The organism is Streptomyces sp. WAC 04229, from assembly GCF_003947455.1.
Classification (GTDB): Bacteria; Actinomycetota; Actinomycetes; order Streptomycetales; family Streptomycetaceae; genus Streptomyces.
Genome location: NZ_QHJH01000198.1, coordinates 1 through 13,174 on the forward strand (window position 1 = coordinate 1; position 13,174 = coordinate 13,174).

9 protein-coding genes and 1 riboswitch are annotated in these 13,174 nt (G+C 71.5%); of the genes, 4 read left to right on the forward strand and 5 right to left on the reverse strand.

Annotated features, from left to right (window positions below; genetic code table 11):
- Positions 1 to 1,956: GNAT family N-acetyltransferase (locus tag DMH12_RS32175; protein ID WP_125494919.1), on the reverse strand; the 1,956-nt coding region annotated here is incomplete at its 3' end.
- A gap of 209 nt (positions 1,957 to 2,165) precedes the next feature.
- Here DMH12_RS32175 and DMH12_RS32185 point away from each other — a divergent pair.
- The 3 genes from DMH12_RS32185 (at position 2,166) to DMH12_RS32200 (ending at position 5,358) form a co-directional block, all read left to right on the forward strand.
- Entirely contained in the window at positions 2,166 to 2,447 is a 282-nt protein-coding gene (locus DMH12_RS32185) for an HPr family phosphocarrier protein (RefSeq protein ID WP_122618470.1), read from the forward strand.
- 323 nt (positions 2,448 to 2,770) lie between these two features.
- Positions 2,771 to 4,168, forward strand: coding sequence for an MFS transporter (locus DMH12_RS32195; RefSeq protein WP_125494920.1), 1,398 nt, complete (start codon positions 2,771 to 2,773; stop codon positions 4,166 to 4,168).
- Positions 4,165 to 5,358 carry an FAD-dependent monooxygenase gene (locus tag DMH12_RS32200; RefSeq protein WP_125494921.1) on the forward strand — a complete coding sequence of 398 codons (1,194 nt, stop codon included), beginning with the start codon at positions 4,165 to 4,167 and terminating at the stop codon, positions 5,356 to 5,358. The genes DMH12_RS32195 and DMH12_RS32200 overlap by 4 nt, the downstream gene beginning before the upstream one ends.
- A gap of 149 nt (positions 5,359 to 5,507) precedes the next feature.
- Here DMH12_RS32200 and DMH12_RS32205 read toward each other — a convergent pair whose 3' ends face one another.
- The 4 genes from DMH12_RS32205 to DMH12_RS32220 form a co-directional block, all read right to left on the reverse strand.
- Positions 5,508 to 6,203, reverse strand: a complete 696-nt coding sequence (locus DMH12_RS32205; RefSeq protein WP_125494922.1) for a GntR family transcriptional regulator — start codon at positions 6,201 to 6,203, stop codon at positions 5,508 to 5,510.
- A gap of 200 nt (positions 6,204 to 6,403) precedes the next feature.
- Positions 6,404 to 7,168 (reverse strand): M23 family metallopeptidase, encoded by a 765-nt coding sequence (locus tag DMH12_RS32210; RefSeq protein ID WP_125494923.1) that lies wholly within the window; start codon positions 7,166 to 7,168, stop codon positions 6,404 to 6,406.
- A 12-nt stretch (positions 7,169 to 7,180) separates the two neighbouring features.
- Positions 7,181 to 7,343: riboswitch (cyclic di-AMP (ydaO/yuaA leader) on the reverse strand.
- A 191-nt stretch (positions 7,344 to 7,534) separates the two neighbouring features.
- Entirely contained in the window at positions 7,535 to 8,923 is a 1,389-nt protein-coding gene (locus DMH12_RS32215) for a pitrilysin family protein (protein ID WP_125494924.1), read from the reverse strand.
- Positions 8,920 to 10,284, reverse strand: a complete 1,365-nt coding sequence (locus DMH12_RS32220) for a pitrilysin family protein (RefSeq protein WP_125494925.1) — start codon at positions 10,282 to 10,284, stop codon at positions 8,920 to 8,922. Before DMH12_RS32220 ends, DMH12_RS32215 begins: the two co-directional genes overlap by 4 nt.
- Positions 10,285 to 10,595: 311 nt before the next feature.
- On the opposite strand from DMH12_RS32220, the gene DMH12_RS32225 reads away from it, so the two are divergent.
- Positions 10,596 to 13,052: a DNA topoisomerase (ATP-hydrolyzing) subunit A gene (locus DMH12_RS32225; RefSeq protein ID WP_125494926.1), complete on the forward strand. Its 2,457-nt coding sequence runs from the start codon at positions 10,596 to 10,598 to the stop codon at positions 13,050 to 13,052.
- Positions 13,053 to 13,174: the final 122 nt, after the last annotated feature.

The window sequence follows — 13,174 nt, forward strand, 5'->3', positions numbered from 1 at the left end:
GGACGCGGGGCGCTCCGGGGCCGGGGTGGCTTCGGGCTCGGCGGGCGCCGGCCGCCGGGGCTCCGCGGGTGGCGGCGCCTGAGGCGCGGTGCTGGCCGCGGCCGAGAGGGCCTCCGCCAGACCGCCCAGTTCCACGTGGACCACGAGGACCGGCTTGGCGGGCACCGCGGCCGCCGCCGACCGCAGGGCCTCCGCCAGCGCGGCATCCCCGGCCGGCCCCTCCCCCACCGTCGGGATGGCGGTCACCACCACCGCGTCGCAGGTGTCGTCGGCGAGCGCCCGGGAGAGCGCCGCGTGGAAGTCGACCGGCGATGCCGCCGTCGTCAGGTCCAGCGGAGGGTGCGGTCGCAGCCCCTCGGAGAGGCAGGCGTCGTAGGTCAGGAGGCCCAGTGATTCGGAGTTCCCCAGGATGGCGACCTTGGGTCCGGCGGGCAGCGGCTGGCGGGCGAGCAGCAGCCCCGCGTCCACCAGGTCGGTGATCGTGTCGACCCGGATGACGCCGGCCTGGCGGAGCAGCGCGGAGACCGTGGCGTGCGGCAGCCGGGTCGCCCGTACGGCGTGCCCCTGCGGAGCCACGCCGCCGTGTCGTGCGCCCTGCACCACGACCAGCGGCTTGGCGGCCGCGGTCCGGCGCGCCAGGCGGGTGAACTTGCGCGGGTTGCCGATGGACTCCAGGTACATCAGCGCGACGTCGGTCTCCGGGTCGTCGTACCAGTACTGGAGGACGTCGTTGCCGGAGACGTCGGCCCGGTTGCCGGAGGAGACGAAGGTCGACACGCCCGTGACGCCGGTGACTCCCCCGCCGCGCCGGTGCAGCCGGGACAGGAGGGCGATGCCGATGGCGCCGGACTGGGCGAAGAGGCCGATCCGTCCGGGGCGCGGCATCTCGGGGGCGAGGGAGGCGTTGAGCCGGACCTCCGGTGAGGTGTTGATGATCCCGAAGGCGTTGGGGCCGATGATCCGCATGCCGTAGCTGCGCGCCTGCCGTACGAGGGCCCGCTGGCGTTCGCGTCCTTCGGCGCCGCTGTCGGCGTATCCGGCGGAGACCACGACCAGCCCCTGCACCCCGTGCTCGCCGCACTCGTCGACGACCTCGGGGACCTGCTCGGCGGGGACGGTGACCACGGCGAGGTCGACGGGGCCGTCGACGGCGCGTACGGAACGGTGCGCGGCCACTCCGTCGAGATCCTTCAGGTCGTCGGCGAACGACCTGTTCACGGCGTAGAGCCGGCCGGTGTAGCCCCCGTCGCGGATGTTGCCGAGGACGCTGCGGCCGACACCGCCCGGTGTCCGGCCGGTGCCGATGACGGCCACCGAACGCGGCTGGAGCAGGCGCTGGACGGAGCGGGCCTCCGCGCGGTGCTCGCGCGCGTACTGCACGGCGAGGGAGCGGTCGGTGGGTTCGAGATCGAACTCGAGGCGGACCACGCCGTCCTCGAAGCTGCGCTTCTGGGTGTACCCGGCATCCATGAACACCTTGATCATCTTGGTGTTGGCGGGCAGCACCTCGGCCGCGAAGCGGCGGATCCCGCGCTCGCGGGCGACGGCGGCGATGTGCTCCAGGAGCGCGGAGGCGACGCCTCGGCCCTGGTGGGCGTCCTGGACGAGGAAGGCGACCTCGGCCTCCTCGGCCGGTGCTGAAGCAGGTGTTCCGGTGGGGCCGATCCGGTCGTAGCGTACGGTGGCGATGAACTCGCCGCCGATGGTGGCCGCGAGTCCCACCCGGTCCACAAAGTCGTGGTGGGTGAAGCGGTGGACGTCCTTGGCGGACAGGCGAGGGTACGGCGCGAAGAAGCGGTAGTACTTCGACTCGTCGGAGACCTGCTCGTAGAAGCTGACCAGGCGCTCGGCGTCATCAACGGTGATGGGGCGGACGCGCGCGGTGCCGCCGTCGCGCAGCACCACGTCGGCTTCCCAGTGGGCGGGGTACTCGTGCCGGTCCGACGAGGTCTGCATGGGCCCCAGAGTACGGCTCGCGTACGACAACGGCGCGGGGCAGTCTGTGGGGTACACGAGGACGGCAGAGCTCGGACCGAGGCCGCGGTCCGGGCGCCACACGGGACGGCACAGGGCCGTCCCGGCACGCTTCACGATGTGGGAAACTGGTCTAGACAACACTGGTCTAGACAACCTCAACCCTCTGAACACCTGAAGGGCAGCATCACATGGCTGAGCGCCGCGTCAACGTCGGCTGGGCCGAGGGTCTCCACGCCCGCCCCGCCTCCATCTTCGTCCGAGCCGCCACGGCCACAGGCGTCCCGGTGACGATCGCCAAGGCCGACGGGTCCCCCGTCAACGCGGCCTCCATGCTGGCCGTCCTCGGCCTCGGCGCGCAGGGCGGCGAGGAGATCGTCCTCGCCTCCGACGCCGAGGGCGCGGACATCGCCCTGGACCGGCTGGCGAAGCTGGTCGCCGAGGGGCTCGAGGAGCTTCCCGAGACCGTCTGACGGACGGCAGCACGCGTGACGACAGCCCGCACAGCCCCCGGCCGGGGGCTGTGCGGGCCGTCGTCGTCATGACCGGGCGGCCCGGACGCGCCGCTTGTGTACGCCCTCTTCCCCAGCAATGTGATCTTCGATCCGGGGGAGATCCGGGCCCTGCTGCGGGAGACGGGCCTGTCCCGCGCCGGCCGACCGCCTCGTCCCGCCCGCACCCCCTACCGCGGTATCACGCACACATTGGCTCCCGGGTATGACGCCCGCCCTGTGGCCGTCCACCCACTCTGTCCTCCGTCAACGGCCCTCACCCGGCCATGACGGAAAGGACGCCCATGACCACAACCCTGGCTCCCCCGGTCCCCATCGGGAAGTCCGCTGTCGGGGCCCTCGGCATACTGGCGCTGTCCACCGGCGCCCTGGAGTCGGTGGTGGCACCGACCATCCCGCTCCTGGAACGCGAACTGGACATGAGCCAGTCCGAGGGGGCGCTGCTCAGCATCATCCTCCTCATCACCGGTGCGCTCATCACCCCGTTGGCGGGCAAGTTCGGCGACCGCTACGGCGGGAAGAAGATCCTGATCCGGCTGATGGCAGTGGTCTCGGTCGGCGGCACGGTGTCCGCCCTGGCCCCGAACCTGCCCGTGCTGCTGGTCGGCCAGGTGCTGCAGGGAGCCATGATCGGCGCGCTGCCCCTGTCGTTCATTGTGGTCCGCAAACACCTCCCCGCCGGGGAGTCCAAGGTGGCCATCGGTGTGGTCAGCGGACTCTTCGTCGGCGGGTCGATGGTCGGCATGCTGTCGGCCGGTCCGGTGGCGGAGCAGCTCTCCCGGCACTGGATGTTCGCGCTCCCGACCCTCGCGGTCATCGGCGCCACCCTGCTCGTGAACCGGCTGATGCCGACGGATCCACCGGGCCGGTCGGACGACTCCGGGATCGACTGGCCCGGCCTGCTGCTGCTGAGCGGGATGCTGGTCACCCTCATGCTCGTCCTCGCGCTGGCGCCCGAAGCCGGTTCGCAGCCGCTCCCGCTCGTCGCCCTCGTACTGGTTCTGGCCGCGTTCGTCACCGGATGGGTGAGGGTGGAACGGCGCGCGGCGGCACCGATGATCGACCTGCGCATGCTGGCACGGCCCGCGATATGGAAGGCGTGCGTGCTCACGTTCGTGATCTGCCTCGGTGCCACGATGGCGGTCTATCTGATCCCGCAACTGCTCGACGAGCGGGGCGACGGGTACGGATTCGGGGCCGGCGCCACCGAGATCGGCTTCTTCCTGCTGCCCGGCGCCATCGCCGCGACCCTGGCGGGGCCGCTCGGCGGGATCGGGGACCGGCGTTTCGGCTCGCGTGCCGTGGTCAACACCGGCGTCGTCATGATGACCGCCGGTCTGCTCGCCGTGGCGGCCGTGCACACCGAGGTGTGGCACCTGGTCGTCGGAAAGGTGCTGATCGCGCTGGCCAACGGCCTGTGCGTGACGGCGATGATGACCAGCACCGCCGCCGCCGTCGACAAGGGCGACACCGGCATCGCGACCAGTCTGATCCTGGTGAGCCGCGTGGTCGGCTCCGCCGTCGGCGGGCAGCTGGGCGGGGCGCTCCTCACCGCCGGAACCCCTTCCGGGTCGAAGGTCGCGGCCGAATCGGCCTACGTGACCGGATTCGTCATCGCCGGCGTCGTCGTGTCGCTGGCCCTGTTCGTCACCCGCACCATGAGCAAAGGAGTCAAGGCATGATCCGCACCGCACCGGGGCCCAAGGTCCTGATCTCCGGGGCCGGCATCGCCGGTGCCGCCCTGGCCTTCTGGCTCGACCGCCACGGATTCGAGGTCACCGTGGTGGAGAAGGCCGGCACGCTGCGCAGCGGCGGCTACCCCGTCGACGTACGCGGCACCGCACTCGACGTCGTGGAGAGGATGGGGATCCTGCCGCGGTTGCGGGACGCGCACATCGACCTGCGCCGCATCACCTTCCGGGACGGGGACGGCGGCGAGGTGGCCTCGCTCCACCCGCACGCCGTCACCGGCGGTGTCGCGGGACGGGACCTGGAGATACGCCGCGGAGATCTGACGGAGGCGCTGTACACGACGGTCCGGGACGACGTGGAGTTCCTCTTCAACGACTCCGTCGACACCCTCGACCAGTCCGGGCACGGGGTGGACGTCACCTTCCGCGGTGGCGGCAGCCGTACCTTCGACCTGGTGTTCGGCGCGGACGGCATGCACTCACGTACCCGAGAGATGGTCTTCGGTCCCGAGGAGCGGTTCCGCCGGTACCTCGGCTACTGCTTCGCCGTGTTCACCATGCGCAACACGTTCGGCCTCTCCCACGAGACGGTCATGTGGAACACCCCGGGCAGGGCCGCCGCCCTCTACGCCGTGGGGGACGACGACGAAGTGCACGCCTTCCTGAACTTCGCCCGGCCGGAGCCGTCCTTCGACGCCTTCGGCCGCCCGGACGCCCAACGTGACCTGCTCGCCGAGGTCTTCGCCGACGCCGGCTGGGAGATCCCGGGCATCCTGGCCGCCCTCCACTACGCGGACGACGTGTTCTTCGACGCGGTCGGACAGATCCGCATGCCCCGCTGGTCCAGCGGCAGGGTCGCGCTGGTGGGCGACGCCGCGTACGCGCCCTCGTTCCTCACCGGTCAGGGCACCAGCCTCGCCCTCGTCGGCGCCTACATGCTGGCCGGTTCCCTGGCCGACCTGGACCACGCCGCGGGCTTCGCCGCCTACGAACACGGCACCCGTGACTTCGTGACCCGGAACCAGAACCTGGTCGGCCAGGGCGGCGCCACCCTCTTTCCGACCACCGCGCGCGCCCTGGAGCAGCGCAACGACCGGCTGCGCGGCCTCGGCGCCATGCCCGCACCGGTGCCCCGCCCGGCCCATTCGGCGCTCACCCTGCCCGCCTTCGGCAGCCGCTGACGGCTCCGCTCGCTTCTCACAGCGCCGTTGCCCGAGCGGATGCCCTTTTCCGCACCATTTCGCTGGCCCGTATTCCCGCCCGCCACTAGGAATACGGGCAGCCGAAAAAGGCCCTCCGAATTCCCTCCTCTTTGTATACGGGACCCGTGTTAATGCCGCAGGCTCGCCGTGTTTACGGGACGTTGCGAGTTCCTCACACGCTCCGTCCCGGGGCCGCCGGAGGCGAATCGCAGGCGGTGCCCCGGTGCCGACCGCTCGGCGTGCAGCGCCATGAGCGCCCGCGCGCGGTCGCCGTCGCCCCGGGCCACCGCGTCGAGGATCGCGCCGTGCTCGGCCCAGTACTCCACCGGGCCGGCCGGCGCCTCCACGTCGTACATCCAGGCGATCTTGTGGCGCAGCTGGGTCAGCAGCGCCGTCAGGGAGGGGCTGCCGGCGGCCTGGGCCAGGGTCTCGTGGAACCAGCCGCCCAGGGAGCGCAGATCCTCGCCGCTGCCCTGCCTGGCCCGTTCCTGCCCCAGGCGGACCAGGCCGCGCAACACCTTGAGGTGGGCGTCGGTCCGGCGGCGGGCGGCACGGGCGGCGCCGAGGGGCTCCAGGAGCGTACGGGTCTCCAGCAGGTCGGCGGCCTCCTGTTCGGTCGGTTCCGCGACGCACGCGCCCGCGTGCCGCCGGGTCACCACGAAGCCCTCGGCCTCCAGTGTGCGCAGGGCCTCGCGGACGGGGACGCGGGAGACGCCGTAGCGGCGGGCGAGGAGTTCCTCGGTGAGCCGGCCCCCGCGCGCGTGGACACCGGCGACGATGTCGTCCCGGATCGCGGTGCACACCGAATGCGCCGGAATACGCATGACCGACCTCCGTCTTAATCCCCGTGAAACGTCGACGATTGACGTTTCCAGCGACTCTAGGCCAATCAAGAGGATATTCCGACGGCGGAGCGGATTTCATGGATGTTTTTTGGCCTACGACGGACGGCTGCTTGCCGAGGAAAACCGAAAGCCCCGGCTCGGACGGCCGGGGCTTTCAGGTGGTGTCGCGGGGTCCGCCGTCAGACGTTCACGCCGTGGGAGCGGAGGTAGGCGACGGGGTCCATGTCCGAGCCGTACTCGGGACTCGTACGGGCCTCGAAGTGCAGGTGGGGCCCGGTGACGTTGCCGGTGGCGCCGGAGAGGCCGATCTGCTGGCCGGGGTCGACCGACTGGCCGACGGAGACGCCGATGGACGACAGGTGTCCGTACTGCGTGTACGTGCCGTCGTGCATCTTGATCACGACCTGGTTGCCGTACGCCCCGCCCCAGCCGGCCTCGACGACGGTGCCGACGCCGACCGCGTGCACGGTCGTGCCGCTGGAGGCGTGGAAGTCGATGCCGGTGTGGCTGCCGGAGGACCACAGGGAGCTGCCGGCCTGGTACGCGGTGGAGACGTAGGACGAGGTGATCGGCGGGACGAAGGTGTTGAGGCGCTTGCGCTCCGCCTCCCGCGCGGCGCGCTCCTTGGCCTCGCGTGCCTCCTTGGCCGCCTCGGCGGCCCGCTCGCGCGCGGCCTCCTGGGCCGCCTCACGGGCGGCGGCGTCCGCGGCGGCCTGCCGCTGTGCGTGGGCCTGGGCGTCGATCTCCTCGGCCAGGGAGTCGCCGATGGTGATGACCGGGGTGAGTCCGCTCCGCTCCACCTCGGGCTCGGCGGCGAGCGCCGGGGCCGCGAGGGTGCCGACGACGCCGGTGGTGGCGAGGGCCGCGACACCCGCCGCGCGGGCGGTACTGCGATGCATCCTGCTGGGACGCCGGTGCTTCCCGGTGGCGCGCGTGAACGCCATGTAGAGGCTGGTCCTTTCCTTCCCTCTCGCCTACCGGGTTAGCTGACGGGTTCGGAGGTGGAAGGTCTCCTACGGACCCCCTCGCTGCGCGCGGGCGTCCGATTCACCCCAGGGACTACGGTGGGTCCCCGGCTCCCCTGGCTCGCGCCGTACGGGGACTCGGCGATGGCTGTCCGGTGCCGCGGGTGCGGCGCACTGCCTGACGAACAGCCCGGACGACGCTAAACGCGGCTGTGTTCAATCCTCAAACGCAACAGCGTTTTTGTAGCGCATGCCACAGGGCAGACGTGCAGCCTCTCCCTCAATTCGGACAAACGGCGGCCCCGGTGACACTCCGGTCACCGGGGCCGCACTCCGCGCGTGCCGCTACTCGGCGGCCACCACGGTGACTTCGCCGATACCGAGGGCCTCGACGGGCTCCTTGATCTGCGCGGCGTCACCGACGAGGACGGTCACCAGCCGGTCGACCGGGAAGGCGTTCACGACCGCCGCCGTGGCCTCCACGGTGCCCGTGGCGGCCAGTTGACGGTAGAGCGTCGCCTGGTAGTCGTCGGGCAGGTGCTGCTCGACCTGGTCGGCCAGGGTGCTCGCCACGGCCGCGGCGGTCTCGTACTTCAGCGGCGCCACACCCACCAGGTTCTGCACGGCCACGTCGCGCTCGGCGTCGGTGAGCCCCTCCGCGGCGAGCTTGCGCAGCACCGTCCACAGGTCCTCCAGGGCGGGACCGGTGTTCGGGGTGTCGACGGAGCCGCTGATGGCGAGCATGGCGGCGCCGGTGCCGTCCGGCGCGGACCGCAGCACCTGCCCGAACGCCCGTACGCCGTAGGTGTAGCCCTTCTCCTCGCGCAGGACGCGGTCCAGGCGGGAGGTGAGGGTGCCGCCGAGGCAGTAGGTGCCGAGCACCTGCGCCGGCCACACGCGGTCGTGCCGGTCGGATCCGGTGCGGCCGATCAGCAGCTGCGTCTGGACGGCGCCCGGACGGTCCACGATGACGACGCGGCCCCGGTCGTCGGCGGTCACCGGCGGCACGGGACGGGGCTCGGCGGCGGAGCCGGTCCACGCGCCCAGGGTGTCGCCCAGCAGCGCGTCCAGGTCGAGGCCGGTGAGGTCGCCGACGACCACGGCGGTGGCCGTGGCGGGGCGGACGTGCCTCTCGTAGAAGGCGCGTACGGAGCCGGAGTCGATGGCCTCGACCGTCTCCTCGGTGCCCTGGCGCGGGCGCGACATGCGGCTCCCGGCCGGGAACAGCTCCTTGGAGAGCTCCTTGGCCGCGCGGCGGGCCGGGTTGGCCAGCTCGTGCGGGATCTCGTCGAGGCGGTTGCGGACCAGCCGTTCGACCTCGCTGTCCGCGAAGGCGGGTGCCCTCAGGGCGTCGGCGACGAGGCCGAGCGCCTTGGCGAGGCGCGAGGCGGGCACCTCCAGGCTGAGCCGGACGCCGGGGTGGTCGGCGTGCGCGTCGAGGGTGGCACCGCAGCGCTCCAGCTCGGCGGCGAACTCCTCGGCGGAGTGCTTGTCGGTGCCCTCGGAGAAGGCGCGCGCCATGATCGTGGCGACACCGTCGAGGCCGGCCGGCTCGGCGTCCAGGGGTGCGTCGAGGAGCACCTCGACGGCGACGACCTGCTGGCCGGGGCGGTGGCAGCGCAGTACCGTCAGCCCGTTGTCGAGGCTGCCTCGGCCGGGCGCGGGGAACGCCCACGGCTTGGGCTCGCCGGCCTGCGGCTGGGCGTGGAAGTCCATAGTGGCGAGGTCGGTCACTTGGCCGCCTCCTCGTTCTCGTCGGTGGCGTCGTTCTCGGCGGCGTTCTCGTCGGTGGGGGCGGTCGGCTCGTAGACGAGCACCGCGCGGTTGTCGGGGCGCAGGCGGGCCTTGGCGACCTCCTGGACCTCCGCCGCCGTCACCTCGAGCACCCGCTGCACGGCGGTGAGGGCGAGCTGCGGGTCGCCGAACAGCACGGCGTACCGGCACAGTTCGTCGGCGCGGCCGGCGACCGTGCCCAGCCGGTCCAGCCACTCGCGCTCCAGCTGGGCCTGGGCGCGCTCCATCTCCTCGGCGGTGGGGCCCTCCTCGGCGAACCGGGCCAGCTCCTCGTCGATGGCGGCCTCGATGACCGGCACCTCGACGTCACCGGACGTCTTCACGTCCAGCCACCCCAGGGAGGGCGCCCCGGCGAGCCTCAGCAGGCCGAACCCGGCGGCGACGGCCGTGCGGTCGCGCCGCACCAGCCGGTTGTACAGGCGGGAGGACTCGCCGCCGCCCAGGACGGTGAGCGCCAGGTCGGCCGCGTCGCTCGCGCGCGTGCCGTCCTCCGGGAGGCGGTAGGCCGCCATCAGGGCGCGGGCCGGGACCTCCTCCTCGACGACCTCGCGCAGCTGGCCGCCCATGACGTCGGGCAGCGAGCCGTCCCGCGGGGCCTGCTTGCCGTCGTGCGAGGCGATGGAACCGAAGTACTTCTCGATCCAGGCCAGCGTCTGCTCGGGGTCGATGTCGCCGACGACCGACAGCACCGCGTTGTTCGGCGCGTAGTACGTGCGGAAGAACGCGCGGGCGTCCTCCAGGGTGGCCGCGTCCAGGTCGGCCATGGAGCCGATCGGCGTGTGGTGGTAGGGGTGGCCCTCCGGGTAGGCGAGGGCGGTCAGCTTCTCGAAGGCCGTGCCGTAGGGGACGTTGTCGTAGCGCTGGCGGCGCTCGTTCTTGACGACGTCCCGCTGGTTCTCCATCGACTCTTCGTCGAGGGCGGACAGCAGGGAGCCCATGCGGTCGGCCTCCAGCCAGAGGGCGAGCTCCAGCTGGTGGGCGGGCATGGTCTCGAAGTAGTTGGTCCGCTCGAAGCTGGTGGTGCCGTTGAGCGAGCCGCCGGCGCCCTGCACCAGCTCGAAGTGGCCGTTGCCCTTGACCTGGGCGGAGCCCTGGAACATGAGGTGCTCGAAAAGGTGAGCCAGGCCGGTACGTCCCTTGACCTCGTGGCGGGAACCGACGTCGTACCAGAGGCACACCGCAGCGACCGGGGTCAGGTGGTCCTCGGAGAGCACCACGCGCAGGCCGTTGGCCAGGCGGTGCTCGGTCGCTGTCAGGCCGCCGGAGTCTGCCTGGGCTGTGGCCGTGTGACCCATGGGCATGTACGTCCCTTCGATCGCGGAATCCTTGGTGGAATCACTGGGTGGATCATTGGGCGGAACTGCGGAATTCCGCCGATCCTGCCACTGTATGCAAGCGTGCGGGCCGCCGGTGGAGTTCCCGGGCCTCCTACGCCGAGAGCGAGAACGGGTTGGCGGCCCGCCGGGGACGAAGGCGCGGGAGGAGGGCGTACCCTGCGGGCAGCGCCGGGCCGGGCAGCCCGTGACGGGTCCTGGTCGGTGGCTGTCAGTGCCGCAGTCCACAATGGACGGCGTCAGATCACCGTTCACGCTTCAGCAAGGAGCCGGCAGCGATGGCCCGCCGTAGTACGAAGACCCCGCCGCCCGACGACTCGTACGAGGAGAAGATCCTCGACATCGACGTCGTCGACGAGATGCAGGGCTCCTTCCTCGAGTACGCGTACTCGGTCATCTACTCCCGTGCACTGCCGGACGCCCGCGACGGCCTCAAGCCGGTGCACCGCCGGATCGTGTACCAGATGAGCGAGATGGGCCTCAGGCCCGAGCGCGGCTACGTGAAGTGCGCCCGCGTCGTCGGCGAGGTCATGGGCAAGCTGCACCCGCACGGTGACGCGTCCATCTACGACGCGCTGGTGCGCATGGCCCAGTCCTTCTCGATGCGCGTCCCCCTGGTGGACGGCCACGGCAACTTCGGCTCCCTGGGCAACGACGACCCGCCGGCCGCCATGCGGTACACCGAGTGCCGGATGGCCGAGGCCACCAGCCTGATGACGGACTCCATCGACGAGGACACCGTCGACTTCGGCCCCAACTACGACGGCCAGGAGCGGGAGCCCGTGGCCCTGCCCGCCGCCTTCCCGAACCTGCTGGTCAACGGCGCCTCCGGCATCGCGGTCGGCATGGCGACGAACATGCCGCCGCACAATCTGCGCGAGGTCATCGCCGCCGCCCGGCACCTGATCCGGCACCCGAACGCCGATCTCGACGCCCTGATGAAGCACGTGCCGGGCCCCGACCTGCCCACCGGCGGCCGGATCGTGGGCCTGCCCGGCATCCGGGACGCGTACGAGACCGGCCGCGGCACCTTCAAGATCCGCGCGACGGTGTCCGTGGAGACCGTGACGGCCCGGCGCAAGGGCCTCGTCGTCACCGAGCTGCCCTTCGCGGTCGGTCCGGAGAAGGTCATCGCGAAGATCAAGGACCTGGTGGGCTCGAAGAAGCTCCAGGGCATCGCGGACGTCAAGGACCTCACCGACCGCGAGCACGGACTGCGCCTGGTCATCGAGATCAAGAACGGCTTCGTGCCCGAGGCCGTCCTGGAGCAGCTCTACAAGCTGACGCCGATGGAGGAGTCCTTCGGCATCAACAACGTCGCCCTGGTCGACGGCCAGCCCCTCACCCTGGGCCTCAAGGAGCTGCTGGAGGTCTATCTCGACCACCGCTTCAACGTCGTACGGCGCCGAAGCGAGTTCCGCCGGGGCAAGAAGCGCGACCGCCTGCACCTGGTGGAGGGCCTGCTCACCGCGCTGGTCGACATCGACGAGGTCATCCGCCTCATCCGCTCCAGCGAGAACTCCGCGCAGGCCAAGCAGCGCCTGATGGAGCAGTTCTCGCTGAGCGACGTGCAGACGCAGTACATCCTGGACACGCCGCTGCGCCGCCTCACCAAGTACGACCGCATCGAGCTGGAGTCCGAGAAGGAGCGGCTGAACGCGGAGATCGAGGAGCTGTCCCGGATCCTCGACTCGGACGCGGAGCTGCGCAAGCTGGTCTCCGCCGAACTGGCGGCGGTCGCCAAGAAGTTCGGCACCGACCGCCGTACGACGCTGCTGGAGTCGGGCGGCGTCCCGGTCGCCGCCGTGCCGCTCCAGGTGGCGGACGACCCGTGCCGGGTGCTGCTCTCCTCGACGGGCCTGCTGGCCCGCACCGCGAACGCCGATCCCCTGGTCACGGAGGCCGGTGCCAAGCGCGTCAAGCACGACCTGGTCGTCTCGGCCGTGGCGGCCACCGCGCGCGGCGAGGTCGGCGTGGTGACGTCCGCCGGGCGTCTGCTGCGGGTGAACGTCGTGGACCTGCCCCAGCTCCCCGAGTCCATGCCCTCGCCGAACCTGGCGGGCGGCGCGCCGCTGGCCGAGTTCGTGTCCCTGGAGGACGACGAGACGGTCGTCTGCCTGACCACTCTGGACGAGTCCTCACCGGGCCTGGCACTCGGCACGGAGCAGGGTGTGGTCAAGCGGGTGGTGCCCGACTACCCGTCCCACAAGGACGAGTTGGAGGTCATCACCCTCAAGGAGGGCGACCGCATCGTCGGCGGCGTCGAGTTGCGCACCGGTGACGAGGACCTGGTCTTCATCACGGACGACGCGCAGCTCCTGCGCTACCCGGCCTCGCAGGTGCGCGCGCAGGGCCGACCGGCGGGCGGTGTGGCGGGCATCAAGCTCACCGACGGAGCCAAGGTCATCTCCTTCACGGCGGTGGACCCGGCCGTGGACGGGGTGGTCTTCACGGTGGCCGGTTCGCGCGGCACCCTGGACGACTCCGTGCAGACCACGGCCAAGCTCACGCCGTTCGACCAGTACCCCCGCAAGGGGCGGGCCACGGGTGGCGTGCGCTGCCAGCGGTTCCTGAAGGGCGAGGACTGCCTGGCCTTCGCCTGGGCGGGCCCGACCCCGGCATTGGCCGCCCAGAAGAACGGCACACCGGCCCAGCTCCCGGACATCGACCCGCGCCGCGACGGCTCCGGCGTGTCGCTGCCGAAGACGGTGTCGGTGGTGGCGGGCCCCGCCTAGTGTCCCGGTCCGGAGATCCTGTCGCAGTAGCGGCAGATGCGGTCGATGATCTGGTCTGCGGTCTTGGTCCACTTGAAGGGCCGGGCTTGCTCGTTCCAGTTCTTGATCCAGTCCTCGAGCGC

Bases quoted from the DNA above. Each gene is read 5' to 3' on its own strand.
- DMH12_RS32185 (WP_122618470.1), top strand. From the start codon at position 2,166: ATGGCTGAGCGCCGCGTCAACGTCGGCTGGGCCGAGGGTCTCCACGCC.
- DMH12_RS32195 (WP_125494920.1), top strand. From the start codon at position 2,771: ATGACCACAACCCTGGCTCCCCCGGTCCCCATCGGGAAGTCCGCTGTC.
- DMH12_RS32200 (WP_125494921.1), top strand. From the start codon at position 4,165: ATGATCCGCACCGCACCGGGGCCCAAGGTCCTGATCTCCGGGGCCGGC.
- DMH12_RS32205 (WP_125494922.1), bottom strand. From the start codon at position 6,203: ATGCGTATTCCGGCGCATTCGGTGTGCACCGCGATCCGGGACGACATC.
- DMH12_RS32210 (WP_125494923.1), bottom strand. From the start codon at position 7,168: ATGGCGTTCACGCGCGCCACCGGGAAGCACCGGCGTCCCAGCAGGATG.
- DMH12_RS32220 (WP_125494925.1), bottom strand. From the start codon at position 10,284: ATGCCCATGGGTCACACGGCCACAGCCCAGGCAGACTCCGGCGGCCTG.
- DMH12_RS32225 (WP_125494926.1), top strand. From the start codon at position 10,596: ATGGCCCGCCGTAGTACGAAGACCCCGCCGCCCGACGACTCGTACGAG.